The organism is Mucilaginibacter sp. (assembly GCF_965200995.1).
Taxonomy (GTDB): domain Bacteria; phylum Bacteroidota; class Bacteroidia; order Sphingobacteriales; family Sphingobacteriaceae; genus Mucilaginibacter.
This window is the reverse complement of the sequence record NZ_OZ241743.1, coordinates 3,042,723-3,069,226: the sequence shown is the minus strand read 5'-3', so window position 1 is coordinate 3,069,226 and position 26,504 is coordinate 3,042,723. Positions and strand designations below refer to the sequence as shown.

28 protein-coding genes are annotated in these 26,504 nt (G+C 46.7%); 18 read left to right on the top strand and 10 right to left on the bottom strand.

Annotation, left to right across the window (positions count from 1 at the left end; translation table 11 throughout):
• Positions 1–18: 18 nt before the first annotated feature.
• Positions 19–582, top strand: coding sequence for a phosphatase PAP2 family protein (locus ACY652_RS14180; RefSeq protein ID WP_462265039.1), 564 nt, complete (start codon positions 19–21; stop codon positions 580–582).
• The gene (locus ACY652_RS14175; RefSeq protein WP_462265038.1) at positions 582–1,295 is read left to right on the top strand and encodes a ZIP family metal transporter; all 714 of its coding nucleotides are present in this window, start codon (positions 582–584) and stop codon (positions 1,293–1,295) included. The genes ACY652_RS14180 and ACY652_RS14175 overlap by 1 nt, the downstream gene beginning before the upstream one ends.
• 19 nt (positions 1,296–1,314) lie before the next feature.
• Here the strand turns inward: ACY652_RS14175 and ACY652_RS14170 are convergent, their stop codons facing one another.
• From ACY652_RS14170 to ACY652_RS14160, 3 genes are all read right to left on the bottom strand, one after another.
• Entirely contained in the window at positions 1,315–1,857 is a 543-nt protein-coding gene (locus ACY652_RS14170; protein WP_462265037.1) for a hypothetical protein, read from the bottom strand.
• An 85-nt stretch (positions 1,858–1,942) separates the two neighbouring features.
• Positions 1,943–2,467: a TspO/MBR family protein gene (locus ACY652_RS14165; RefSeq protein ID WP_462265036.1), complete on the bottom strand. Its 525-nt coding sequence runs from the start codon at positions 2,465–2,467 to the stop codon at positions 1,943–1,945.
• Between the two features lie 9 nt (positions 2,468–2,476).
• Positions 2,477–2,929, bottom strand: coding sequence for a ferritin-like domain-containing protein (locus tag ACY652_RS14160; protein WP_462265035.1), 453 nt, complete (start codon positions 2,927–2,929; stop codon positions 2,477–2,479).
• Between the two features lie 223 nt (positions 2,930–3,152).
• Between ACY652_RS14160 and ACY652_RS14155 the strand changes: the two genes are divergently transcribed.
• The 5 genes from ACY652_RS14155 (at position 3,153) to ACY652_RS14135 (ending at position 9,693) form a co-directional block, all read left to right on the top strand.
• Positions 3,153–5,984 carry a T9SS type A sorting domain-containing protein gene (locus ACY652_RS14155; protein ID WP_462265034.1) on the top strand — a complete coding sequence of 944 codons (2,832 nt, stop codon included), beginning with the start codon at positions 3,153–3,155 and terminating at the stop codon, positions 5,982–5,984.
• A 155-nt stretch (positions 5,985–6,139) separates the two neighbouring features.
• Positions 6,140–6,622 (top strand): DUF4126 family protein, encoded by a 483-nt coding sequence (locus ACY652_RS14150; RefSeq protein ID WP_462265033.1) that lies wholly within the window; start codon positions 6,140–6,142, stop codon positions 6,620–6,622.
• Between the two features lie 101 nt (positions 6,623–6,723).
• Complete coding sequence (locus ACY652_RS14145; protein ID WP_462265032.1) at positions 6,724–7,095, top strand: response regulator transcription factor; 372 nt, start codon at positions 6,724–6,726, stop codon at positions 7,093–7,095.
• Positions 7,096–7,391: 296 nt separating this feature from the next.
• Complete coding sequence (locus ACY652_RS14140) at positions 7,392–8,012, top strand: hypothetical protein (protein WP_462265031.1); 621 nt, start codon at positions 7,392–7,394, stop codon at positions 8,010–8,012.
• Positions 8,013–8,463: 451 nt separating this feature from the next.
• Positions 8,464–9,693, top strand: coding sequence for a DEAD/DEAH box helicase (locus tag ACY652_RS14135; RefSeq protein ID WP_462265030.1), 1,230 nt, complete (start codon positions 8,464–8,466; stop codon positions 9,691–9,693).
• Between the two features lie 73 nt (positions 9,694–9,766).
• On the opposite strand, the gene ACY652_RS14130 is transcribed toward ACY652_RS14135, so the two are convergent.
• Positions 9,767–10,375 carry a class I SAM-dependent methyltransferase gene (locus tag ACY652_RS14130; protein ID WP_462265029.1) on the bottom strand — a complete coding sequence of 203 codons (609 nt, stop codon included), beginning with the start codon at positions 10,373–10,375 and terminating at the stop codon, positions 9,767–9,769.
• Positions 10,376–10,556: 181 nt separating this feature from the next.
• Between ACY652_RS14130 and ACY652_RS14125 the strand changes: the two genes are divergently transcribed.
• Genes ACY652_RS14125 through ACY652_RS14115 form a run of 3 tightly spaced genes read left to right on the top strand, consistent with a single transcriptional unit; the run spans position 10,557 to position 12,265 of the window.
• Complete coding sequence (locus tag ACY652_RS14125; RefSeq protein WP_462265028.1) at positions 10,557–11,354, top strand: HipA family kinase; 798 nt, start codon at positions 10,557–10,559, stop codon at positions 11,352–11,354.
• Complete coding sequence (locus tag ACY652_RS14120) at positions 11,332–11,718, top strand: DUF3037 domain-containing protein (protein WP_462265027.1); 387 nt, start codon at positions 11,332–11,334, stop codon at positions 11,716–11,718. The genes ACY652_RS14125 and ACY652_RS14120 overlap by 23 nt, the downstream gene beginning before the upstream one ends.
• Positions 11,719–11,767: 49 nt before the next feature.
• Positions 11,768–12,265: an MOSC domain-containing protein gene (locus tag ACY652_RS14115; RefSeq protein ID WP_462265026.1), complete on the top strand. Its 498-nt coding sequence runs from the start codon at positions 11,768–11,770 to the stop codon at positions 12,263–12,265.
• 36 nt (positions 12,266–12,301) lie between these two features.
• Here ACY652_RS14115 and ACY652_RS14110 read toward each other — a convergent pair whose 3' ends face one another.
• Positions 12,302–12,859, bottom strand: a complete 558-nt coding sequence (locus tag ACY652_RS14110; protein WP_462265025.1) for a hypothetical protein — start codon at positions 12,857–12,859, stop codon at positions 12,302–12,304.
• Positions 12,860–13,151: 292 nt separating this feature from the next.
• Between ACY652_RS14110 and ACY652_RS14105 the strand changes: the two genes are divergently transcribed.
• The 3 genes from ACY652_RS14105 (at position 13,152) to ACY652_RS14095 (ending at position 14,728) form a co-directional block, all read left to right on the top strand.
• Positions 13,152–13,736, top strand: coding sequence for a hypothetical protein (locus ACY652_RS14105; protein WP_462265024.1), 585 nt, complete (start codon positions 13,152–13,154; stop codon positions 13,734–13,736).
• Between the two features lie 86 nt (positions 13,737–13,822).
• The gene (locus ACY652_RS14100; RefSeq protein WP_462265023.1) at positions 13,823–14,260 is read left to right on the top strand and encodes a DUF937 domain-containing protein; all 438 of its coding nucleotides are present in this window, start codon (positions 13,823–13,825) and stop codon (positions 14,258–14,260) included.
• A 255-nt stretch (positions 14,261–14,515) separates the two neighbouring features.
• Positions 14,516–14,728 (top strand): hypothetical protein, encoded by a 213-nt coding sequence (locus tag ACY652_RS14095; protein ID WP_462265022.1) that lies wholly within the window; start codon positions 14,516–14,518, stop codon positions 14,726–14,728.
• 70 nt (positions 14,729–14,798) lie between these two features.
• Here ACY652_RS14095 and ACY652_RS14090 read toward each other — a convergent pair whose 3' ends face one another.
• Positions 14,799–16,847 (bottom strand): M13 family metallopeptidase, encoded by a 2,049-nt coding sequence (locus ACY652_RS14090; protein ID WP_462265021.1) that lies wholly within the window; start codon positions 16,845–16,847, stop codon positions 14,799–14,801.
• A gap of 234 nt (positions 16,848–17,081) precedes the next feature.
• On the opposite strand from ACY652_RS14090, the gene ACY652_RS14085 reads away from it, so the two are divergent.
• The 3 genes from ACY652_RS14085 to ACY652_RS14075 are packed head-to-tail and all read left to right on the top strand — an operon-like array spanning position 17,082 to position 18,963.
• A complete protein-coding gene (locus ACY652_RS14085) occupies positions 17,082–17,555 on the top strand; it encodes a ribonuclease H-like YkuK family protein (RefSeq protein ID WP_462265020.1) in 474 nt (157 codons plus the stop codon).
• Positions 17,556–17,610: 55 nt separating this feature from the next.
• Positions 17,611–18,459, top strand: a complete 849-nt coding sequence (locus ACY652_RS14080; RefSeq protein ID WP_462265019.1) for a sulfurtransferase — start codon at positions 17,611–17,613, stop codon at positions 18,457–18,459.
• 30 nt (positions 18,460–18,489) lie between these two features.
• Positions 18,490–18,963 carry an SRPBCC family protein gene (locus ACY652_RS14075; RefSeq protein ID WP_462265018.1) on the top strand — a complete coding sequence of 158 codons (474 nt, stop codon included), beginning with the start codon at positions 18,490–18,492 and terminating at the stop codon, positions 18,961–18,963.
• A 7-nt stretch (positions 18,964–18,970) separates the two neighbouring features.
• On the opposite strand, the gene ACY652_RS14070 is transcribed toward ACY652_RS14075, so the two are convergent.
• Complete coding sequence (locus ACY652_RS14070; RefSeq protein ID WP_462265017.1) at positions 18,971–20,059, bottom strand: SGNH/GDSL hydrolase family protein; 1,089 nt, start codon at positions 20,057–20,059, stop codon at positions 18,971–18,973.
• Positions 20,060–20,220: 161 nt separating this feature from the next.
• Between ACY652_RS14070 and ACY652_RS14065 the strand changes: the two genes are divergently transcribed.
• Together ACY652_RS14065 and ACY652_RS14060 are read left to right on the top strand one after the other, a co-directional pair.
• On the top strand, positions 20,221–20,679 hold the full coding sequence (locus ACY652_RS14065) for a hypothetical protein (RefSeq protein ID WP_462265016.1): 459 nt from the start codon (positions 20,221–20,223) through the stop codon (positions 20,677–20,679).
• Between the two features lie 128 nt (positions 20,680–20,807).
• On the top strand, positions 20,808–22,805 hold the full coding sequence (locus tag ACY652_RS14060; protein WP_462265015.1) for a T9SS type B sorting domain-containing protein: 1,998 nt from the start codon (positions 20,808–20,810) through the stop codon (positions 22,803–22,805).
• Positions 22,806–22,846: 41 nt separating this feature from the next.
• Here the strand turns inward: ACY652_RS14060 and ACY652_RS14055 are convergent, their stop codons facing one another.
• The 3 genes from ACY652_RS14055 to ACY652_RS14045 form a co-directional block, all read right to left on the bottom strand.
• Positions 22,847–23,671, bottom strand: coding sequence for a hypothetical protein (locus ACY652_RS14055; RefSeq protein ID WP_462265014.1), 825 nt, complete (start codon positions 23,669–23,671; stop codon positions 22,847–22,849).
• 83 nt (positions 23,672–23,754) lie between these two features.
• Complete coding sequence (locus tag ACY652_RS14050) at positions 23,755–25,200, bottom strand: acetylxylan esterase (protein WP_462265013.1); 1,446 nt, start codon at positions 25,198–25,200, stop codon at positions 23,755–23,757.
• 35 nt (positions 25,201–25,235) lie between these two features.
• Complete coding sequence (locus ACY652_RS14045; RefSeq protein ID WP_462265012.1) at positions 25,236–26,447, bottom strand: acyltransferase family protein; 1,212 nt, start codon at positions 26,445–26,447, stop codon at positions 25,236–25,238.
• Positions 26,448–26,504 lie beyond the last annotated feature (57 nt).

The window sequence follows — 26,504 nt, the reverse complement described above, 5'->3', positions numbered from 1 at the left end:
ATCTATCCGTTATACCTTATGATGGAGCATTTATTACAGCTGGACCGGCAGTTATTCCATTACATTAACTACTCGCTGAGCAATCCGGTGTTTGATGCCGTGATGCCTTGGTTGCGCAACGCCAAATTCTGGATTCCGTTATATGTGTTTATTGTAGCGTTCAGTATCATCAGGTATAAAAAGGCAGGAGTTATACTTATTGCACTTTTACTGCTTACGGTAGGCGTAGCCGATTATGGCAGTGCCGGCATATTAAAGTCAGTAGCCAAACGGGTACGCCCCTGCCGCGATGTGGCACACAACCCACAGGAGATTACCCGCGTACCCTGCGGCACCGGCTTCAGCTTCCCTTCTACCCATGCCAGCGATCATTTTGCCATGGCGCTGTTTTTAAGTATCGCTTACCAAAACAAGTGGAAATGGATATGGTTGTGGACTGTACTATGGGCTGCCCTGGTATGCCTTGCACAGGTATATGTGGGCGTACATTACCCTGTTGATGTAACCGCCGGCGCTATATACGGCGCCCTGGCAGGTACGGGTATGGCCCTGCTGTTCAAAAAACTTCAACCTGATTTTTAATGACCTGGAAACTATTATTGCTTTTCTTTAGCGCCTTTTTAGGCGGCACATCCGTATTTTTATTTAAAGGCGGTAATCATAAACAATTAAAGCTGGTGCTGTCTTTCAGCGGCGCCTATTTGTTTGGTATCACGGTGCTTCATTTAATACCTGATGCCTATCATAACAACGATAACTATGTTGGCGTATTCATCCTGATCGGCTTCTTGTTTCAGATTGTGCTGGAGCAGTTCTCTGATGGTATCGAGCATGGGCACATGCACACGCAGGGGCATGACCATGCCGCCTTTCCGGTGGGCATCATGATCAGTTTGTGCCTTCATGCTTTTTTAGAAGGAATGCCGCTGGCGCAGGGCTATCAGAACCAGTTGCTGTTCGGTATTGCCCTACACCATATCCCGGCGGCCTTTGCCCTGGGTACGGTATTGCTTTCGCATCATCAGCCCAAGTTCAATACCATATTTTTTATATCGCTGTTTGCGGTAATGGCGCCTGCCGGTTACCTGTTCAGCAATGCGCTGAGCAGCGGCGGTATCGGCAACCTGGAGCATTATTTCAACCGCATTATGGGCGTGGTCATCGGCATCTTCCTGCATATTTCCACCACCATCCTGTTCGAGGCCGGCCCCGACCATAAATTTAATTCCCGCAAACTCATTGCCGTACTGATAGGCGTAGGGCTGGCGCTTGCAGGCTTCTGGAGCCAGTTATAACTGCCATAAACCTGCCTCGCTATTTAAAGATATGCTTTAAGCCGTCAAAAATGCTCTCAAAGAAAGCGGGGATACTTAAACCGTTGTGGTGGTTGAAGTAAAAGAAAACAATAAGCACCACAATGGCAATAATAATAAACCGCTTAAACAGATACCCTGCCAGAATAATACCAACAGGTATTAACAACAACAGCACCCAACTGATGTGTACCGGGCTTAATTTATCGCCGTGTTTGTATACATAGAACAGGATGGAGTGTGAGCCGCTTTCGTTCTGGTGCCGCACGTACATAAAGGTAGATTTTACAATTTTGTGCCGGTAGAAGGCCGTGCCGCCATCAAAGTTGAGCTGCTGCTCGAAGCCGTTGATGGTGAAGGTATACAGGCCGTGCACCTTTTCGCGTATAGCGCCTGCCGAATCGGTGGCTACTATGGCTACCTGCGCTTGTGCAAACGGGTTTTCCTTGATTACAAAATGGTTGATCTCCGTTACCACTGCACCTGAACTGAGTTGCGCAGCGCCAAACATAAATAACAGGATGAATAATAGTTTACGATGCATATCGGCAAGCTTAAAGTTATAGCGTTTAACCGCAAATATGCTAAAAATCATCAGCAAAACAGGCCGCCCGTTTTTGAGGAGCGGCTTAGCGGTTGAGCAGTACAATGGCGGCGTTTAGTGCGGTGGCATAACCTACCCACAGCAGGTAAGGCAACAGCAGCCAGGCAGCCGGGCGGTATAGCTTGTTAAAGTAAAACATGGTGCCGGCAATGCTGCCTGCCATGCACAGGATAATCACCATGGCCAGCCCCGTTTGATGCAACCTGAAAAACGTAAGCGACCACAGGAAATTCAAGGTTAACTGCAGCACATAGGAGGCTTTGCCGCAGCCGTATACCGCGCTGGTATTACGGCGCTTCCAGATGAGGTAAGCCGCCACAGCCATCATGATGTAGAGCAGCGTCCAGGCCGGCGCGAAAAGCCAGGCCGGCGGGGTAAATGCCGGCTTGTGCAGCGTGCGGTACCAGCCCTGTATTTCTGGCCGGGTATAAAAAGAGGCCGAAATGCCAATGCCCAGCGTAATCATTAAATTAAATAGCAGCGGAAAAAACCGGAACCGGCGAACATCAGACCGGGAAGCAGGAACTGTGGAAGGTAAGGAAGTGATCAAGCGGCTGTGTTAATGAGATGAAGCGGATTGCTGTTGTAAATCAAATAAGGCATCTTCCGTCAGCCTGAGGTGCCGCTTCAGTACCAGTTGCAAATCAGCGCTAAGGGCAGCATCTTCCAATGCCGTTTTATAGGCCGACACTGCGGTTTTGTCACCGCGAATGCAATCCTCCAGCAGGCCGGCATCGTTTTGAGCAGTAAAAGAAGTTTTAATATCAATCCATACCCGGTGCAATGCGCCGAGGGGCCCGCTGCCGTTTTCGGGCGCAGTGCCTGCTGCGGTTACCAGCGCCGTTAACTCACCTGCAAATTCGCTGCGCTCGGTAGCATAGCGCAAAAATGATGCCTTCAGTATTGGGTTCTCAGCATATTCGGCTGCTTCCTTATAACCCAGGCGGCCGTCATTGGCAATAATAATCAAGTGGTTCAGGTTTTCTGTTGCTGATGAAGAGGTGTCAGGCATAATGAAATCATTTTCAGGTATTACAGTTGAACGGCAGTCAGGTTAATAAGGCTGCAATATCGGTTAAATAAATATGAATTTGCTTACAACTATTAAGCATAAGCACACGTACAATGAGTTAAGCTGTCTTGAATAGTATAATTAAGCATAGGAGTGCATAAAATATCGGCCTGCTAATATTAGCAAGCCAATAGCGGCTAAAACACCCGACCCCTGTTTTATCATGACATTACATCTGAGCCGGTTATATTACGTTTTTCTGATTGCGGTACTGGCGCTTGCTGCCCCTGCTTTTGCCCAAACTGAACAGCGGCTTAAAATTGCGGCCATTACCCCGAGCATCAACACCGGGCAGGATTACAGCCCCTGGCTGAACGATGACCTGAACAGTTTGGTGCAGGACGAATGGGACCGCATTAACTGGCAATATATTGATGTTACCCTTAAACTACCGCAGCACAGCACCTTAACTAAACTGCTTTTGTATGACTGGCAAGGGGTGTTTACCGATAAGCCTGCCTACATTTACGCACTCAACGGGCAGCAAAAAACCCTTTTGGGCACCTTTACCGGCGAAAGCTATATGGCCTTTGATACCATAAAGCTTAGCAGCCCGGTGGAAGCCGATGCCATTGTGGTAAATAAATACAACAATAACATACCTCAAAAAATATTCATTTACGGTACGCCTGTATCGCCAACTGCGCCGGTAACACCACCGGTTACCCCCCCTGCGCCTGTATATGTAAAAATACCGGTGGATGGCAAGCGGTGGTACCAGCTCAACAGCGCCAGCGATGATCTGGCCAGTATGTTCGACGGCAATACGGCTACCCGTGTACAGCCCGAATACGGCAAGATATTCAAAAACTATGATGCCTACTATCCGGTGCTGCCCGGCGAAAAGATAGACCTCTACCAGGTAAAATTCTTTAGTCAGAATGCCGATTTGGGCGAATATCCGCTCACCCTGTCCGTAATTACGGCAGAGGGTGCGCGTGTTAAGGTGGCTACCTTTACCGGCGGCCAGTATGGCACCTGGGTTGGCCCCTATCCTGCCCGCAGCACCACCGGCGACAGCCGTTTCACGCTTGATGTGCCCTATAAGAACATCAGATACCTGGTGCTGAACTGCTGGTACGATTTTCCGCCGGAAATGGAACTGTACGGAATATATACGCCCGGTACGCCGGTTACTGCGGCGCAAAAGAAAGGTTACAAACTGAAACAGTACTTTGGGGTAAACGCCTTTGAATGGGACTTTGAAAACCCCAATGATCCCGATAAAATTGACGAAACCCGCATGAAACCGGCCAAAGCCTTTACCCAGGTAAGGCATTATTTGGATTGGATGCACCTGGAAAAAGCAGAGGGACAGTACACCTTTAACCCCTCGCCCTCCGGCGGCTGGAATTACGATGCTTTATACCAGCGGTTTAAGGCCGAAGGTACGGAGGTGGTGGCCGACATTAAAACGCTGCCGCAATGGATGCAGGATACCTACCCCGACAGCTTAAAGAATGATGAGAACATCCCGGTGAAATACGGTAAGGATTATGCTGACCCAAAATCATACATCGAGCAGGCGCGCCTGGGCTACCAGTTTGCGGCCAGGTATGGCTACAATACAGGTATCGACAGTACTACCGTAACCACAGCGCCTATAGCCCAGTATCCCGGCGGGCCGGTAAATGTTACCAGAAGAAGCCTGGGGCTGGTGAGGTACATTGAATGTGATAACGAGCGCGACAAATGGTGGAAAGGCCGCAAAGCCTATCAAACCGCCTGGGAGTACGCCGCCAACCTGTCTGCCTTTTATGATGGGCACAAGAATACGATGGGCCCCGGCGTAGGCGTAAAAAATGCCGACCCCGGCATGAAGGTAGTTATGGGCGGGCTGGCCTATGCCAATACTGATTACATAAAGGGTATGGTAGACTGGTGCCGCCGCAACCGGGGCTACAAAGCCGATGGCTCGGTAAACCTGTGCTGGGATGTGATCAACTATCACTTTTATTCCAACAATGGCGGCCTCTCGCAGGGGGGAACGCCCACACGCGGTGCAGCTCCCGAAACACCCATATCCGGCACAGCGGATGTAGCCCGGCAGTTTATTGATGCGGCCCACCAGGTAGCCGGCGACATGCCAGTTTGGGTAACCGAATTAGGTAATGATGTAAACCAGGGCAGCCCCTTAAAGGCGATAGCCATCGGCAGCAAGCCGGTGCTGCAAACCCAGGCCGACTGGCAGTTGCGCGCCTCGCTGCTTTATGCAAGGGAAGGCATTGAGCGTATCTTTTTTTATGAGATGTATGATGACAACCCTACCAACCCTATCCAGTTTGGCTCATCCGGCCTGGTAAATACCAACAAAACCCGCAAACCCGCCGCCGATTACTTTTACCAGGTAAATAAGCTTTTTGGTGAGTACACCTATAAAGAAACCTCAGGAACCGACCCGCTAGTGGATCGTTATGAACTGAACGGACAATCGGCCTACGTGCTGACTGTGCCGGATGAAAAAGGGCGCACCTCTGCGTATGCGCTCAGCCTGCCAGGCGCCGATTCTGCCCGCATCTATACGCCTAAGCCCGGCAGTGATAACATGACCCTGCAACTGGTAAAGCTAAGCGCCGGGAAGCTGAACCTCACCGTTACCGAAACACCGCAGTTTGTGGTACCCTTCGGTACCTTAAAATCGGTATTGAACACCGTGGATACGCTGTCAGACAAGGGCATTAAACGCCTGCGCACCATTATGGGGCCCGATGGAACGGGGAACTTAGCCAACAGCAACGCGCCGCAGTTTATAGTTTACCCCAACCCGGCTGTAAACAGCATAACTGTAAGTTTCGACAACCCTGCCCGCAACCAGGTGGAGTTAAGGGTATCAGATGCAGTATCTGGTAAAATCTATCATCACCTGAGCACAACGGCAGATGCCGGCGCCTTTTCAAAGCAGCTGGATATAAGCCGTATGCCGAATGGCAGCTACCTGGTGGAACTGCGGGCGCAAAATCAGGTGGCGATAAAAAAAATCATTAAGGCCAACTAAAAATTTGCAGAAGAATAAATTAGCGCGTTATTGCATTATTAAAACGTTTTGAACACGCTCTCCTCCACAACAAGAACTTAATTTTAAAGAAAATAGCCAAACTATTCTACCATAAAAAGTGTTGATAATGTATACCTCAACATAAAAACACTTTAATGTCAAATTCATATTCTACCGCATTAAAACAAGCTATCGGCCTCGGTGCCATAGCTGGCTTAAGGGCAAGCGTAGCGCCGGCAGTAGCCAGTAACTACCTGAGCAAACACCCGGACAGCGATCTTAAAAATTCCAGGCTCCGCTTTATACAGAAACCGGTTACGGCCATTATCACCAAAATATTAAGTGTTGCCGAAATAGCAGGCGATAAATCGCCGAAATCGCCAAACCGCATTGTACCGCCGCAAATAGCAGCGCGGGTAGCATCAGGTGCGTTGGTAGGCGCTACTGTGTTTAAGGCCAACCGCGAAGCGGCGCTTACCGGCGCCTTAATTGGCGGCGCTACGGCGCTGGCCACTACCTTTGCCAGCTTTTATGTCCGTAAGTACCTGGACAAATTGCCGCATGTGAAAGACTCATTTGTAGGCGCGTTTGAAGATGCCATTGCCGTAGGCAGCGGCATTAAACTGATGAAACCTTAAATTAAAACACTATTCTGCCTGTTTCAGGCACAATAGCATACATTATACTTTTCATTTCTGTATATTGACAAAGCCTTTAGATAGTAAGGAGGCCCGCCGGTATGAACCCACTACATAAAACCATATTAATAGCCGACGACGACAAAACCATTGTGGATAGCATTACCATGGTATTGGAATCTTACAACTACGAGGTGCTGCAGGTAAATAATGGCACTGCGGTAATGCAGGCCATTAAGGGCGCACCCGACCTGGTGTTGCTGGATATTAATATGGGCGGCCACAATGGCTGTACCGTATGTAAGCAAATTAAACGCCAGGCCGCTACCCGCCAGATACCGGTGCTGATGATATCGGGCAGCTCAGATATAGAAAGCGCAGCTACCGAATGCGGTGCAGATGCCTACCTGGCCAAACCCTTCGGTATGGAGGAGTTGATGGATAAAGTAAACAGCCTGTTACAGCCTGCTTAAACAGCTTTACTCCGCCTTGTATAAATCCAGTACCTGCTGCCGGTTATCCGGCTTTTTCGTGTGCTGTAATAATTGCAGCTTTCAGAAGCTTTAGTGACTGATAGGTATAAGCTTTCAATTTTTAAGTGCTGCAACTTATAATTCAATTAAGGTTGATTAAAACGCTTAGGCAGTTGAGAATCTTTTAACTTAAAGTAGCGGAAATATAAATTGTGCAGCGCAGTCTGTACATATACAATTCAAACCAAACGCACATTTAATAGAAAATTCCCGAAGCAGCTTTCCATTCTTACCTTATGGCTTATAACAAATCAACGGTAATCCCCAATGATGCATCCCGGGATGTACTGTTAAGGTGCGGCAACCTGCGTATCGCTTTTTTGGCCCTGGATATTATGTTTTGGATGTTTACGCTGGTCTTTCTGTGCCAGATGGCCAGCAGCAGCAGCAATCCTCACCTTGCAGAACACGCCCGCAGGATCAATGATTTTTTTGGGCATAGTGTTGTTGCCTTTATGATAGGCCCGGTTATAATACTGGCAACCTTGGTGTATTTTATTTATGGTCGCAAAACTTTTACCTGGCGTTACGAGGGTGCCTTGATTGATGACAAACCTATACAGGTTGCTTATTACCGGTTTAAACGGCTTACCGCAAGCCTCCATCTAATTTACCTGCAATCTGGCGGAAGGCTTTGGATTCTATACCCCGTAACTTCTCAGGATGGCCGGAAATTTCCTGACGTGAAAATTATGCAACGGGAAACCGCCGCTAACGAAGCACAAATGGAATTGCTAAAAAATAAACTGACCAACGCAGGCGCTAAGGAGAAAAGCTTCTGGTTTTTCACTGCTGATGTAATCCTATCATTTATCCTTCTTGTTTTGATAGTTACCGTTGCTTTCTTATATACCTAAACAAGGCCACCTGTAAGGTAAAGTTCCATTCGAATAAGCTGTTTAAAATAATTTTATCTAAGTTTTTGTCATTGCGAGGGACGAAGCAACCCCGTAGCTGTACTGTTCGCTCTGTAACCAACGGGGTTGCTTCGTTCCTCGTAATGACAAATTTTATATTTACTCGTTTTTTAAATAGTCCTAAAATCTTGGGCTGCTACTGTTGACATTTAAGTATTATAGAACGCTTCGATTACTAATCGATGGCGAATTGTTATACGCTAAAGTTTAGCAGTATTCATGTTCAATCTACGTTTTAAGCGTTTAATTGTGTAATGTGGTACCTGTATCCGGCTTAAACGCCTGTACCACCTTGCGTTGTATGCATTACCTCCCTTCAAACATTCAGCATCGGCACTTAGGTATTACCACATAAATTGTGTATATTGTACCTTTATTTGAATATTAGATAGTGACTTTTAACGATTTTAATTTTAACGAGCAGCTGGCCGAAGGGTTAGATAGCATGGGTTACAAAACCCCTACCCCTATACAGCAACTGGCCATCCCGGTAGTAATGCAAGGCAAAGATGTAATTGCCTGCGCCCAAACCGGTACGGGCAAAACGGCCTCTTACCTGCTGCCCCTGCTGCACCTGATTGCCGCCAACCCTACAGAACAAACCACCGCCCTTATTTTGGCGCCTACCCGCGAACTGGCACAGCAGATTGACCAGCAAGCCGAAGGACTTGGATATTTTACCGGCCTAAGCTCGGTAGCGGTGTTTGGCGGCGGCGACGGTATTGTTTACGAGCAGCAGCGCCGCGCCATTCAAAACAAGGTAGACATTGTGATTGCCACACCGGGCCGGCTTATGGCCCACCTTAACTCCGGTATACTGAAGTTTGACCACCTGCAATACTTGATACTGGACGAGGCCGACCGTATGCTGGACATGGGCTTTCAGGATGATATTATGCGCATTGTGGGCCAGTTACCTAAAAAGAGGCAAACCCTGCTATTCTCGGCCACTATGCCGCCCAAGATACGCAAGCTGGCGCATACCATTATGCACGAGCCGGAGCAGATCAACATTGCGCTTTCACAACCTGCGGTGGGCATTACCCAGCAAATTTACCACGCACAGGACGAGCAGAAGGGTTTACTCATCAGGCAGATACTGAGCAGCGGCAAATATAGCAGCACCATTGTTTTCGCCTCCACTAAAGAGAAGGTAAAGGCCGTTTACCGCGATCTGAAATCCTCGCATTTTAACGTAAAGGCTTTCCATTCGGATATGGAGCAGCTGGAGCGCGAACAGATACTGCTGGCCTTTAAGAACCGCCAGGTGCCCGTTATTATCGGTACCGATGCCTTGTCGCGCGGTATAGATGTGGAAGGTATTGATCTGGTCATCAACTATGATGCCCCGCATGATCCGGAAGACTATATCCACCGCATTGGCCGTACCGCACGTGCCGCAACCACCGGCACAGCCATCACCTTTGTAAACCGTTTCGACCAGCGCAAACTGCAAAATATACAGCAACTGATTGACCGCGAGATTGAGGAAGTGCCCCTGCCAGAAGATGTAGCCGCCATACCGGTGAGCGAACGCAAGCCCCAAAACGGCAAGCCACGGCGAAAGCACAACCACCATACCAAGCACAAATCCGTTAAGCCTGCCCCAAAGCAGGGTTAACAGCCGCACCATCACGGTAGCGGCGCCTGTAGCCTGCTGCACTTAGTACCTATGGTGTAACTGCGGCAGGCGTTTATATTTTTTGCAGGCACCAGGTGGTCATGCAGCGCAGGTTTTGCACGTTGGTGGTTTTCAGGGGTTCAAAGAGCTGGCCGCCTAACCGGGTGGTGTAATCCATCAGCATGGCTTCATTTACCAGAAAGCGTTCGCTGCCATCGGGCAGCAAAAAGCGGCGGTTACCTAAGGGCAATACGGCATCCTCAATACCAATATCAGAGGCCAGCCGCGCAAAAAAGTAGCCGCCCGGTTTCAGCACCCGCCAGGCGGATTGCAGCATGGCTTTAAAATGCGCCTCGTTGCCTGCAAAATGCAGCACGGCGCTGCAAATAGCCAGGTCGAACGTGGCGTCAGCAAAGGGCATGGCTTCTGCAGCGGCAATAACAAAGTTTTCGGCAGCAGTGGTGTTTTGCGTTTCGGCAGCCAACGCGCGCACTGCGGCAATCGCTTCCGGGTTGGGGTCGATGCCGAATACCTGGTACCCGTTGCGCATAAAGTACAACAGGTTACGCCCGCCTCCGCAGCCAATGTCGATTACCGTACGGCAATCATCAAACCGGCCCTTCAGAAGCTGGTCGAACAGGTAGATGTCGATGTTGCCGAATCGCTGTTGCAGAGTATTCATATCAGGTAGGTTTATAAGTCCAAATAAACTGATTTTGGAAGTGTAACAAGAAACATTATTACCTTTTATGGCCGTTTATGGCCGTTTATGGTATTTTATTGGATTTTATGGCCCTTTTTCGGAAGTTTACAGCCAATTAGGACACCGGTTTTTGATGCCGCTTTATAAATTATCATCCACAATGAGTGAATATGTGCCCGAGTTGCGCACCGTAAATGTTACCCGCTATGTAACGCCGCTGCGCGAAGGCGGCTCGCTGCCGGCCATAGCCGGGGCGGATGACGGTTTTTTGTACGTGCTGAAATTCAGGGGTGCCGGCCAGGGCATGAAGGCCTTAATTGCCGAACTGATTGGCGGCGAAATAGCCAAAATATTAGGTTTGAAGATCCCTGAACTGGTTTTTGCCAACCTCGATACCGCTTTTGGCCGCTCAGAGCCGGATGAGGAAATACAGGATTTATTAAAGGCCAGCACCGGCCTCAACCTGGCGCTGCATTACCTGTCGGGCGCTATTACCTTTGACCCTACAGTTACGGTGGTGGATAGCCGCCTGGCCTCGCAGATTGTGTGGCTGGATTGCCTGCTCACCAATGTAGACCGTACCGCCCGTAACACCAATATGCTTATGTGGCACAAGGAGTTATGGCTGATAGATCATGGCGCATCCTTGTATTTTCATCATGCCTGGCATAACTGGGAGGAACAGGCCACCAGGCCCTTCACAATGGTGAAAGACCATGTGCTGCTCCCCCGGGCCGGTGAACTGGAAGCCGTAGATGCTGAATTTAAACCACTGCTTACCAATGATGTGATTAGATTGGTAGTCAACCTGATACCTGATGAATGGCTTACTGACCCTGCCCAGCAGGAAACACCGGCCGAACGCCGGGAAGTATACGCCCGCTTTTTAGAAATGCGGTTAGCAGCATCACAAAACTTTGTAAACGGAGCCCAACATGCCAGAGCTGCACTTATTTGAGTACGCCGTTATCCGCGTTGTGCCCAGGGTGGAGCGCGAAGAGTTTGTTAATGCCGGGGTAATCATTTACTGCCCCCGGCAAAAGGTATTAGAATGCCGTATTACGCTGAATAATAACCGCATCCGGGCGCTTGATAACGGGGCTGACCTGGATGAAGTAAAAGACAACCTGTCGGCATTTGAACGTATCTGTAAGGGTGCAAACAACAGTGGTCCGATTGGATTGCTGGATAATGCCTCACGCTTCAGGTGGCTTACGGCTACCCGCAGTACTGTGGTGCAAACATCAAAGGTACACCCCGGCCTGTGCGGTTTAAACGCTGCCGAAACGCTGGAGCAACTGCACCATCAACTGGTGCTTTGAACCGATGTGTAATTAAGTTATTGCCGATAAACCTCTTGATTAACCTTAAATGAAGCTTTCCCCTAACTCTCCCATGCAGTTGTTGCTGAACACTTTGCCTCAGCAAGGCGTGGTGCAATGGATCGGGCTGCGCCCGGTGCGTAAAGGGCCGGTAACAGCAGTAACTAAAGTACACGCACTGACTGACAATGGCCTGCAGGGCGACCACTATGCCGGCAAAGCGGGTAGCAAACGGCAGGTTACACTGATACAGCAGGAACATTTGACCACTATGGCATCGCTGCTGCACCGGAATGAACTGCCGCCCGAACTGTTGCGCCGCAACCTTCTGGTGAAAGGAATTAATTTGCTGGCCCTTAAAGACCGTACCTTTTGGGTGGGCAATACCCTGCTGGAGTATACCGGCCTTTGCCACCCCTGCTCACGCATGGAAGAAACTTTGGGGCCGGGCGGTTATAACGCCGTGCGCGGGCACGGCGGCATTACCGCGAAAATTTTACAGGGGGGAGAAATCAACATTGGCGATTGCGTTAGTGTAAACGAATAATCACTGCACAGGAAACTTCTCCTTCGGGATAGAAGCCTATTGTTCAGTTAAACCAGCGCTTGCCTGCGGCTTTGGCATACGGTTCAACGCCTCCATCAGGGTGTAGTTTTTACTCATTAATTCTGCTACATAGCTATCCCACAATGCCTGCGCATCGCGGTTAACCGAGTGCAGGGTTTGGGCATCATAAATTTCTTCCATGCCACGCCTTAATCTGGCAATGCGCTGTTCAACCGCAGCAATCTCCGCTTTATAATTTTCTGTATAAACCTGTGTATTGAAAGCTTGTAATAATTGCCCGGCAAAATACTCGGCAATATCAAAGTGCAATTGCTCATGCTTCAGTAAATTAATGCTGGGTGTGCCTTTGCGCCATGACAAGCCACGATCCATATAGCTGTTTACTTCGAACTTAAACAGGTAAGGGCTGGTAGCTGTTCCCCGGTAACTGTAATCAAGGCCAAAGTAAGTGAAGGCTGTAAACTGGCTCTGGCTATCCGGCTGGCCATGGTAGTCGCTCCAGCGCAGGCGGTTGTAACTGCTCCAGAACTTTTTATTGGTTTGGGCACCGGCCGATAGGGACAGGTATAACAAAAGTGTCGTAAAATAAACTTTTAAATTGTGCATATATCAAACAGCCACCTCTATAACGCAGTAACAACCCGCTGCATTTTCTAAAAGTTTAATTTATATCAAAAAGGTAAAAGTGAACCTAGCTATATCTAAATATCTCATCTGTAATTAACTACCGAAAATCTGCCATTTATGATATATAACAGCTTAGTAAACTAATACGACAATAAATAATTTATTGAAACAATCACAACTCAAAGTTGTCATAAATTGAACGAAGTAAAACTTGTTTAATCTTTAAATTATTCTTCTCATGAAAAAATTTATTTACTTAAGTACTATTCTGGCCGTTGTCTTTACACTTTCTGCCAGTGCCCAGATCCAGAAGGGCAACGTATTGTTAGGCGGTGATCTGGCTGATATCCGCTTAGGGCTGGACAACTCCAAAGTATTTCAGTTTAACGTTACACCAAAAGCGGCCTGGTTTGTAGAAGACAATGTAGCTGTTGGTGCCTATGTTAATTTAGGCGTACTTACTGCCCATAACAGCAGTACAACATTTACTTATGGCGTAGGCACCTTTGGCCGTTATTATACCGGTACTGATGTAGAGGTACTTAGGCATGGCCGGTTTTTCGGCGAAGCCAATATTGGCATTGGCGGTGTAAACGTAAGCGACGGCGGCGGTAATACCAACGGCCTTAATTTTGGCTTCGGGCCGGGTTTCGCTTACTTTGTAACGCCAAGCGTAGGTTTAGAAACCTTGTTAAAATATAACGGTGTGGGCGGTTTCGGCAATGCCGGTTACCAAAGCACCCTTACCCTGAATTTTGGTTTGCAGGTGTACCTGCCAGGGCGTGGTACTGCTGCCAAAGTAAGAGGCGATGTGAGGCGCTAAAGCCGAAAGGTTTTGAACATACTATGTTCTAATTCACTATCAATAAAACTTATTGCTCCAATAATCATTATTCTTAAAAGCTAAGTATGTTCGATCAAATTTTAGAAATGGTAAAAGACCACATTGGTGGCAATCCGCAGGTAGCAAACGCTATACCGCAGGGGCAGCATGATGACATAAACCAGGAAATTGCCAGCCATGTGAACAACGGCCTTCAAACACAGGCAGCGGCACAAGGCGGTGCTGGTGGTTTATTATCGCAATTGTCCGGCAGTCTGCAATCAGGCAATCCTGTAGTAAATGCTATTCAGGGCGGTTTAGTGGCTACACTGGGCAGCAAGTTTGGCTTGCCACCTGCAGCAACCGGCGCTATTGCTGCGGCCTTGCCTGGCCTATTGCAAAAGTTTGCTCATAAAGCTAATGATCCAAATGATGACAGCATCACACCCGACAGTATCAACAGCTCTTTCTCAGGAAACAGTGGCGGTGGAATAGGCGACATGTTAGGTGGCTTGTTTAAATAGTTCACCTAAATAACAAAAAATGCCGGCACTACCAATGCCGGCATTTTTTGTATAAGATAATTTGTGTTGAAATGCATCTTCATAATTTAGGCGTAAGTATCACAGTTCTAAGATGCCTTTCTTAGTAGCGTATCAACAGCTAAGTATACTGCAAATATTCAATAAAGGCCCGGTAAGTGTTATGCAAACCAACTTATTGGTTTGGTGTTGTTGAGATTTAAGCGTAATTCTTCCTATTACAAAACATAAACTTTTATGAAAAATTTCTCTTTGCCCTTATTTGTGCTGCTGATAGCCGTAATGCTTTCCAGCTGCAACCTGATTGAAGGCGCCTTTAAGGCAGGCTTTATCTTTGCCCTGATCATTGCGGCGTTAATTGGCCTGCTGATATGGATATTTCATATTTTAGGTAAGCTGATATTCAGGAAGCCTGACATAGAAGTTAATAAACAGCCGGAGTTGTTATAAAGCACAAAGCCGCCTGCATTTCGGCAGGCGGCTTTGTAGCTACGTGTTTGTGTTTATGGGCTAAATATAACTACCAAATTTTTACCCGCTCATTTTCGGGCCGGTAAAGTTTATCGCCGGGCTTAATATTGAAAGCCTTGTACCAGGCATCGATATTAGACAGCGGACCATTTACGCGGTACATTTCAGGAGAATGCGGATCTGTATTGATACGCATCCGCATGGTTTCGTCGCGGTTTTTAATACGCCACACCTGCGCAAACGACAAAAAGAAACGTTGGTCGGGTGTTAAGCCATCTATTTTTTTATCGCCTTTGCCTTCGTCGGTATTTTTAAAAGCCTGGTAGGCAATGGCTAATCCGCCATTATCCGCAATGTTTTCTCCTAATGTGAGGTGGCCGTTCACATGTACATTGTTCAGCACTGTATATTTATCATACTGGCTGGCTATCCCTTCGGTTTTAACCTTGAACTTCTTGTTGTCTTCGGGCGTCCACCACTCCTTCAGATTACCATTTTTATCATACTGGCTGCCCTGGTCATCAAAACCATGCGTCATCTCGTGCCCTATTACTGCGCCGATAGCCCCATAGTTGATGGCATCATCCGCATCCTTATCAAAAAACGGAAATTGCAATATACCTGCCGGAAAAACGATCTCGTTAAAGCTGGCGTTGTAATAAGCATTTACGGTGGGCGGCGTCATGCCCCAGCGGCTTTTGTCCACCATTTTATCAATCTTCTTTAAATCTTCATTGTAATCATGTTTCGCAATCTGCTGCAGGTTACCGTAGTAGTCGCCGGCTTTGATGTTTACATCATCATAATCCTTCCATTTATCCGGGTAGCCAATTTTCTTGGTAAAAGCATCCAGCTTATCAATTGCCTTCTGCTTCGTGTCCGGGCTCATCCAACCCAGTTTTTCAATACGGCTTTTATACACGCTTTGCAGGTTATTCACCAAATCAAGCATTCGCTTCTTGGCATCGGGCGTAAAATATTTCTCCACATACAACTGTCCAAGTAGCTCACCCAATCCGCCGTCAACGTTTTGCGTCATGCGTTTCCACCGGGGCTGCTGCTCCTTTTGGCCGTTCAGTATCTTTCCGTAAAAATTAAAACGGGCATCGTCAAAAGGCTTGCTTAATGCTCCTGCATGGCGGCTAAGCGCCATAAACTGCAATTTAGTTTTCCATACCGATACAGGCTGGCTGGTTAACATTTTACCCAGTGCTGCATAATACTTAGGCTGTCCTACCAGCACGGTATCAGTACTGAACCCCATACGCTTAAACATATCCTTAATATTGAAACTGCCGGCAGTTTTCTGCAAATCGGCAACGGCATATTTATGATAATTCTTTATTGGGTCGCGCAGTTCTACGGGGGTGGAATGCGAACCGGCCAAACCGGTTTCTAACTGTAGTATGGCAGCTGCATTTTTATCGGCAGTACCTTTATCTACCCCAATAAGAGTAAACAGGCTGGCTATATACTTTGCATACTCCTGCCTAATCTTAACCGAAGCCGAATCTGTTTTGAAGTAATAATCACGGTTAGGCAGCCCCAGGCCCGACTGGTCAAAATGAACCAGGTTTTTTGTACTGTTCCTGTCATCGGGCGATACATAGAAATCCATCAGGTATCCATCGCCCTGCCTGTAGCCGTCGGCGCAAAAATCAATCAGCTGCTGAGCGGTTGTTATCGCAGCAATCTTATCCAGCAAGGGCTTTACAGGTGTATAACCCTTTTTATTGATGGTAGCCGAATCTATACCGCTCGCATACAAACCGGCTATCTTCTGCTCCTTGCTGCCATCTGTTTGTTTTTCCTGCTGCAGGCCTTCCAGAATCTTGTGCAGGTTTTTGGTATTATCATCATTCAAGGTGTAAAAAGATCCCCACCCCACTTCGCTGGCCGGTATCTCGGTTTTTTTAGACCAGGCGCCGTTGGCATAATTAAAAAAATTATCGCCTGGCTTAACGGTGGTATCCATACCAGACTTGTCAAAAAAAACGGTGCGCTTAGGCACATCGCTATCGTCTTTCTGGCTGCCGCTTTTGCAGGCAGATGCCAACAACGCAGGCATGGCCAGCCACAATACTATATGATTTTTCATGTATAAGAAATTTGATTTTAAAGATGCTGAACCATATTGATTATAGCAAACTAAAGTAGTTGAATTTTTTGACGGTATTTTGTAACATAAAAACGCAAAATGGGAATATAAAATGTTGATAATAAGCAAAATGTTAACAAATAAATGATGCCTGCGTAACGTTTATAAGGTGAAGGATTGGTTACTTTTATTAAGCCATAAGGCTAACCATCAGTTCACTAAAAACTTACCATCATGACCTGGAGAAAATTTAGCGGAGAGGTACTTCAAACCCCTATTCTGGAAGAAGTAGAGCGCACCATTGAACGTGAAACTGAGTTGGGCAACAAGCTTAAAGTCTGTATCGGCACCGATTCGCAGGTTAAAGGCTCAGTTACCGATTTTGCTACGGTTATTGTTTTCCTGCGTGAGCAGCGGGGCGGTTTTATGTATATCCACCAGGAGCGCACGACACAAAAAATGAGCATTAAAGAGCGGATGCTGCGCGAAGTACAGGGTTCTATTGATATTGCCTACCAGCTTTGCGATCTACTGGATTTATATGATGTAGACCTGGAAGTACATGCCGATATTAATACCAACCCCATGTTTAAATCCAACCAGGCGCTGCATGAGGCCATGGGTTATATTTTAAGCATGGGCTTTGTGTTTAAAGCGAAACCCGAAGCCTTTGCCAGCTCGTACTGCGCTAATAAAATAGTTCAGTAATAAGTTACGGTCATTGGCATTGCGTTTATATATTTGATTTATAAATGCAAAGCCCATGTCGCCATTGATTGAAATTGAACAGGTAGGTAAAGCAGTTGAGCAGGGAGCCGTACTTATTGATGCGCGTGGTGGCGCCGATGGTTACCAGCGCTACCTGGCAGGCCATTTACAAGGTGCGCAATATGCTGATCTCGACAATGATTTAGCTGCCCATCCGGAAAACCCGGCTTATGGCGGCAGGCATCCGTTACCTGATGCTGCTACTTTTGCTGTATCGTTAGGAAAATGGGGTATCAACCCCACAACTCATGTAATTATCTATGATGATAAGGCAGGTGCCAACCCTGCCGCGCGCCTCTGGTGGATGTTGCAAGCGATTGGCCATAAGCAGGTACAGGTGATTAATGGCGGTTTACAGGCCGCTGTTAATGCAGGTATTTCATTAAGCACTGACCCTATTGCCATTCCAGAAACAGCCACCTACCCGGTGCCTGCCGGCTACAACGGCATTGTTAACCTTGAAGAAGTCTGGGAGGCGGTAAAAGACACTGACCGCATGGTAATTGATGTGCGCGAAACGCCCCGCTACTTGGGCCATAACGAACCGTTAGACTTGATTGCCGGCCACATACCCGGAGCGGTAAATTTGCCTTACATCAATAATCTGGATGCTGACGGCAGATACCGCAGTACCGAAGAATTAAAAGCCGCCTACACGGCACAAATCGGGCTGGTGCAACCTGCTAATGTTATTGTACATTGTGGTTCGGGGGTTACCGCCTGCCATACGCTATTAGGCATGGCTTACGCTGGTATTACGGAACCTCACTTGTATATTGGCTCGTGGAGTGAATGGTCAAGAAGGGATTTGCCTGTGGCAACCGAAGAACGGCCAAACGGTTAAACACTTTTGCACCAGGCGTGTTAGCCTTTCATGAAAACCTATCATTTGCAGTGGGAACAAACTATGCCAATCAGTTTAGCTGAAGCGTGGGATTTCTTTTCGTCACCCCTCAATCTTGCCAAAATCACCCCGCCGCAGATGAAGTTTGTGATAACCTCTGATTATACAGCGCAAACCAAGATGTATGCAGGAATGATCATTACTTATAAAGTGTCGCCCCTGTTAGGAATCAAATTCAACTGGATGACGGAGATTACCCACGTGCAAGACAAGGTTTATTTTGTAGATGAGCAGCGCTTTGGCCCCTATGCGCTATGGCATCATCAGCATCATTTTAAAGAAGTACCCGGCGGCGTACAAATGACAGATATTTTAGATTATGCCATCCCCTATGGCATTATAGGCCGTTTGTCCAACAAATTACTGGTAGGCAAACAGATTGATCAGATTTTCAATTACCGCAACCAGGCCATTATCAAGATGTTCGGCGAGTATAGGCCTTAGCTTTCATTTACCATTTCATCTGCTTATCAATAAACGCGATCAGTTCATTTGCCATCTGCTGGTCGTCCTTCACCCGTGGATGTGCATAGCCTTTCACCGGCGAAAAGAAGAAAGTTAGCATTTTACGATCGTGCAGGTTAGCTACGGCCTGCCGTATATACCCCGGCCAGGGCGAACCCGGCTGTACGGCACTCATGCTGCCCAGGGCGCAGATGATTGTGGCCGACGGATACTTACTGCGGATGGTACCATAAAACTGCTGATAAGCACTGATTATGGTTGCCACATCAGGCTTTTGCGAACCAAATTTATTCTTAAACTGCTCTAAACCGGGGTTGCCAATAATAGAGGCATCATTTTGCCCTAAGTTGATAACAACCAGTTGTGGCTGATAATCTGCAAAGTTCCACCGGCTACTGGGATCATTGGGGTTAACCCGGTTGTACATTTCCGGCATGATTATCGGGAACCAGCTTACCATCACCCCAATACCGCTTTTAGACGTACAATGATATTCAGCATTAAAATGCCGTGCAGTTAAGGCCGCATAGCTCAGGTAATTGTTTTTATACTTTCCTTCGGGTGAGTCGCCGTCGGTAAGCAGGGTATCCTCAATGGCATAGCCAGAAGTGATGGAATTACCGTAGAACTCTATTTTTCTTTTTTTCACAGCCGGCGCTTTCAGCAATTTACCGTTTGAGGACAACTGAAAACCGTAAAACACGGTTGTGCCTTCCTCCCATTCTGTGCGCTTAAACAGTTGCAGGGTATGCTTTCCGTTAGTTAGATTTTCAGCCAGCGTATATAAATTTTTACCCGCAGTGAGCTGAATTTTTACCGGTGAATGGTTATCAACAATAATGTTGTAAAAATTCAGCCCCTTTTCATCCTGCATTAACGCGCTGATGCTGGTACCCGTAAAATTTATTGTGGCAGATGTACCCGGCCAGTAAAATTCATAGCCGGCAGTATCATTTTTGCCAATACGGCCTTCATATCTGATACGGCTATCCTTAAAGCTCAAAAATGGTGCAGTTTGCGCCTGTGCCGAAATACAACCTGCCGCAAAAAACAGCAACACAATAAATATTTTCATAAACCCATAGATTACAAAATGAACATCAGTTTGTTTACTGTACACCGCACGCTAAAGTTACAGCTAATGCCTATGTGTTCTTAAAATCGCGACATTTAACTTCTAACGGCTCCTAAACTTATTCCATATACCGGCGTTATTCTATATAAGATATTATCATTATGGCCTACGAAAATTCGCCGCCCTCTGAGTTGTACAATGTAAGCCGGAAGCAGATACAAAGTTACGATGCCGGCCTTGGCCCAAGATTGTTATGGCTTATTAATGGACAGGCTTTCGGTTTTGGCATATACTGCGGCCTTACTTTCGCTATGCCGCCTACGCCTTACCTTTTACAGAAAGCAACGATGTTTGGCGGCATTATTCCGCTGGTAGGTGCCGTGGTTACGCTGTTTACATTGATAGATATTATTACTACGATGGTGCAAATGCGCAAACTGCGCAAAAATTATAGTGCAGCTAATAACGGTGCCGAAAAAGAAAGCGCATTGCCCCTGATTGACGCCACAACTGCCGACCGTTTTTTCCAGCGATTCGCAACGGTAGGTACCACTGTGTTCTTTCTTTTTATCTGGGTATTTTTTATTTTGTATGATCACCAGATAATTAAGTTAAGTTAAATAGTTCAAAAGCATGGCGCTTTAACTTTTTCGGCACCTGATGGCATTTCTTATATCATACTAATACATTTACTTCTTTCAAAATAATATATTTAACTTGGCCTGGCATATCCACTTTGCCAAACCTGATGCACCTCCGTTTTTTAAATGCTTGTTTAATCATTTTAGCAATTATTGCTGCATCATCTTGCGCTGTTGCGCAAACTTGCACAGGCAGCCTGGGTGCACCGGTGTTAAATGAAACTTTTGGTGCAGGCACAACTGAGGGAAACGGCCCCGAACTGCCAGTGGGCTCTACCCAGCTGTACTATTCAAATTTAAAATGCGGCGGGCCGGATATAGATTATCCGCAGGGAACCTATACGCTTGAAAATGCGCTGCCCACCACTTGTAAAGGAGCTACCTGGCACAATTTGCCTTATGACCATACCGGCAATAAGTTTGGTTACTTTATGGTAATAAATGCGGCTGACCAGCCCAGTTTGTTTTATACCAAAATAGTGCCCGGCAGCTCACTTTGCCCTAATACAAGTTACTTTTTCGGGGTATATATTTTAAATCTGTTAAGGCCGCTGGCCCGCACGCAGGGCTTTGTAAAGCCAAACATAAGGTATGTAGTAGAAACCACAACAGGCACAATATTAGCGCAGGGCGAAACCGGCAATATTGCTGAAACTGACCTTCCGCAATGGAAGCAGTATGGAGCCATGTTTACTTCTCCTGCTGATGGTACTAATGTGGTGATCAGAATGTATAACAAGGCGCCGGGTGGCAACGGTAATGATATTGCAATGGATGACATTACCTTTAGCCCCTGCGGACCGCTTATCAGGGCCGGATTTAACACTATTGAAAACAATGGAGAAAAGCCTGGTTGCGCCGGGGGCAACTTTAGTTACACGCTTGTATCTGACCAAACCGGTTACACCAACCCCGACTATCAATGGCAACTGAATAAAAACGATGGGGCAGGATGGAAAAACATTGACGGAGAAAAGTATGCTACTTATAAAATAGTGCTTGGAAATGCCGCTGCCGGGCGTTACCAGTATCGTGTTGGCCTGTTGAATAAAACATCAATTGCTGCCGAACAGTGCCGCATCTATGCTGAACCGCTAACGCTGATGATCTATGCTAAACCGGATATTCAACTGGCAACAACTACAAATGTATGTGCAGGGCAAACATTAAGGCTAAGCGCTGCCGGCGGACACAACGCTATATACGAATGGCGCAATCAGCAGGGTGTTGTATTTTCTACGGAGGATAGTCCGGCGGTAAGTTACAGCGCAAGTTATACAGATCAGGGCGATTATACACTTAAAGTTACGGAGAATGGCTGCCCCGGTTTTTATACCACCAGGGTAACCGTATTTGCTGCCGTAACTGCCCAGCCAATGGCCAACGCCAGTACCTGTGAAGGGGTACCCGTGCAATTACAAGTAGTAAGCAACAACGGCACACACTTTAAATGGTCCCCTGCGGCCGGTTTAAACCACGATGATATTCCAGATCCTGTGGCTACACCTTCGGCAACTACCCAATACAGCGTTGAAGTAAGTAACGATGCCTGCCCCGATAATGTGATTTCACGTAGCATGACACTTACTGTATCCCAAAAGCCGGTGGCAAACGCCGGGCAAACAATCAGGATTTTTGAAGGACAAAGCACTGTGCTGCAAGGAAGCGCTACGGGAGCAGGCATAAATATTTACTGGAGCCCTGCAACTTATTTAAGCGATGCCACGGCTTTAAAACCAGTTGCTACGCCAACCAGTGATATTACTTACACGTTACACGCAATTTCAGATAACAATTGTGGTGAAAACAGCAGCAGTGTTTTTGTCAGGGTGTATAAAAAAATTAGCTTATCAAACACATTTACGCCCAACGGCGATGGGTACAATGATGTATGGACAATACAAAACATCAATTTCTATCCGCAGGCGGATATTAATATTTATAACCGGCTTGGCCAACAGGTATACCATAGCATCAGTTATCCAAAACCCTGGAATGGTACCTACAATAACAATCCTTTGCCCGCAGGCACGTATTACTACATTATTGATTTGAAGGAAGACGGCTTACCCAAAATTTCAGGCTGGCTGATGATAACAAGATAACCGCATTATACCCGCTTTGTACAGGCAAATTGAAATATTACTTACAACCGCAGCAATAGCTGCAAACTTGTACCATAAGCCTGCCCGATGTTGAAGCCGCTTACGGTGTAGAAGCCAGAAGCGTACACACTTACCCTTCTATTTACGGTATAACCATAATTAAGCTGCACGCGCAGATTGCGGTAATCCAGCGTGCTGCCTGCATAATTGTTAAATACTTTGGTAGGGCTGGATGATATTGTGCCGGCCAGATCCACCAGTACCTGATTGTACTTGTTGAAAGAATAGCCAAAGGTACCCATATAATTGAATTGCGAAGGGCCATCATCAGCAAAGTATTTGCGGTAGTCGGCATCTACATTGTAATAACCATTATGATCGCCCAGGCGTATGTTACCGGTGTTACTTAACCTGAACTCGGTACCATAATAAGCGTAGCCCAGGGTTTGGCCCACACGCTGTGCATAGGTGGGTATAATAGCCCCGGCATAGCCGGTAATATAATTTTTAAGGTTAAAGTTTGCAAATGCATAGTTCAACCCGATTTGCAAATCGCCCGGGCCTGCATTGGTAGTGCTGGCACCGGGCTGGCGCAGCTTTTGGTAGGATACCGGCAGGTTAACCAGCACATCAAGCTTACGGCTAATGCCATAATCGGCAAATATCCCCAGGGAATAAGCGCTGAACTTGCTGGTATTATCCTTATGGTACTGACCGTTACGGTCCCAGTAATTGCTTGAAAAATAAGTGTAGGCACTTGCGCCTACCATAAATCGCTTTTTACCGATAGGCCAGCCGGCATACACCTGCGTGGTTTGCATCAGGCAACCTAAAGAAATAAAAAGCAGCGTAAAAGTTTTTTTCATGTAACAGCAGCTAAGGTTGACAGCTTTAAAGTGTGTGCTAATATCAGATACAAATCAATATAAGGTGAAGATAAAAACACCTCTTAAGGCAACCTGAATTTTTCCTTAATCCAGTAATATTGGTAACCATAGTACAGGTTATCCACTTCGTGCGTTAATACCGGGTTCACCCAAATTTCTTTTTCAGCTTCATTGGTAGCCAACTGATTGAACAAAGCGTAGCTGCAGTAAGGCGGCACCATTTCGTCAAGCAAACTTACTGCCATCAGTACCGGGCATTTCACCTTGGGTGCAAACATAATAGGGTCATAGTAGTCCCAAGTTGCAAACAGCTTTTTCTCGCTAAAGTTCTTGTTGCGCCGTATGTAGTCGGTAAACATCCATATCGGCGATTGCTTGTAGGGGTAGAGTTTCGGGCCTATCCGTACGGCATCGCGCAAATCGCCATACAACGGCAGCTCACTGGTAATGGCCCGTACGCGCGGATCCATACCAGCTAAAGCGATAGCCAGCCCGGCGCCCTGACTGCCGCCATCCACGTTCAGCCTGTCCAGGTCAAACCCGAACTTTGAGGCGTTGGCGGTAATAAAATCCAGCCCGCGCACACAATCCATGTAAACGCCTCTGTAAATATATTTATCCCGGTTCTCAATGTTCCATAAGTTGAACTCGCCGGTATAACTCACCGCATCCTTGCTGTTGCCACTGCCCCGTACGTTAATATTAAAAACAGCAAAATCATCATCTCCTAAAGTAGGCTTTTGATTTACAATATAACCTCCTAAACGGTACTTAACCGGCAGACGCTTAGGGCGGCGCCTGGTAGGCACGGTTAACCAGCCCCGTATCACCGCATCGCCATACGAGTGCATTTCTACCAGATACACGTCCTTACCGGGCGTGGATTGCTTTTTATCAAGCGTAGTTACGTATTGCGGCTCAATGGTATCCAATCCCTGGCGGGTATCAGCCCAGAACTTGTCAAAATCTTTTGGTTTACTGCGGTTTACCTCTATCTGGTTAGGGTCAACACCAAAAATACGCTTAATGGTATCATCATACATGGAGAGGTTAAACCGGAAGGTGATCTGATAAAAGCCTGCATTCTGCGAAGGCAGCTTTACGTGCAATTTGCTGCTGCCGTTCTTCGGCAGGTGCACATCCATAGCGCTTTCAGAAACCTTAGTACCAAATGTAGTAGTTACCAGCATGTTCAGGCGGCCGTCCTGCCGCTCTTTATAGGTATTTTTCAGGTCGATATTAAATTTAATATCATTTAAACCGGTAAATATGGCCTTTTTAGGGTCGGTATTTATCTTTATGACCACCTCACCATCCTCATCTTCCTCTGTATCGGCAGCTACCTGCTTTTGCGCAGGAGTTGCCTTTTGCACCTGCTGTTTGGTGGGCGGCGTTACCGGTGCATTGTTTACCGGCTGTGTTACCCGCTGCGCCAGCAACACCTGCTTACAGCATAATAACAAGCAGCATAAACCGGTGATAAATTTTAATTTCTTCCGAATGTTCATATGTTTCTCATCAGTTATCCAGCCATAAAACCAGATCAATCTTTAACAACTTTTGGTTGATATTTAATTAAAAAATCAGACTTACGAATGTAGTGATTCAGCGGTTCTTCTACGAGTTTAAACAGCAGAATTGAAAGGCAGTTAAGTAATATAAATGCATAAAGCAAATTCAGGCTGTCATACTGAAATGGTGAGCTCCAGTCTACCCCCCATTGATCATACCAGGTAAACACCTTATCATTGGCTGCCTCAAACCATTCGTGTATAAAATCATAAAAGTAGCCCAGGTGGATCAGGTAAAAAATATAGGAGCTTTTGCCCAGCAGCTCTGTAAACGGATGCGCTAATATTCTTTTTAGAATACTGCCTTCGGTAACCAATCCATAAAAAAACACAGCGATTGAAACCGCAAGCAGGTAATTATTGGTGATGATACCCCAAGGCGTTTGCAATCCAAACTCCTGCCCTTTAGGTATGCTGATAATGGATAACAGCCAGACGCATACAAATATGAGTGCAAAACCCAGGCAGGTAAATTTAAACTTACCTGCCTGCGCCATACCCCTCCTTTTAATTAACAGCGCCAGTTGTATCCCCGCAAAAAACTCAAAACAGCGGCCTAAGAAAGTGTACAACATCATGAACGTAAAATTGCCAAAGAAGCCATACCAGTTAACGTTACAGAACAGCAACACCAGCAGCGCTCCCAACCCGGTAACTAATAAGGGCTGTATATAAAAGCGCTTGTATCGCTGTGCTACCAGAAATATCACCGGCGCCGCAAAGTAAAAACATTCCTCTACTGTAAGCGACCAGCCCTGGGCGATACCTGTAAATTTCAGATCGCTGAAAAAGCCGCGTATAAAGGTGATATTCATAAGCAGCAGGGTTACCGGATGGTTGAAACCTGCCGTTACGCCCGCCTTAGGCCTGAAATAATAAACAGCAAATGTAGCCACCGTAAGCAGAAAGTACATAGGATAGATACGGGCTACCCGGTTTTTAAGGTATTGCTTAAACCAGCTGCGGGTAAGGTAAAAATTATCATAATAGCGGAAGGCAATTAAAAATCCCGACAATACGAAGAAAATAGTTACGCCGATATGAAACTCCTGAAAAAAACGCTGCAGCGCATGGGGAAAACCTTCATCAAACACATACGCATAATGGGAAATAAATACCAGATAAGCGGCCAGCGCCCGCACACCGGTTAAAGCCGGAATATAAGTTTGTACAGCTTTTTGCAACAGGTAATCAATTTAGATATGCCTCAAATTAATTAATTTTAGTGGGATAGTGCAAAT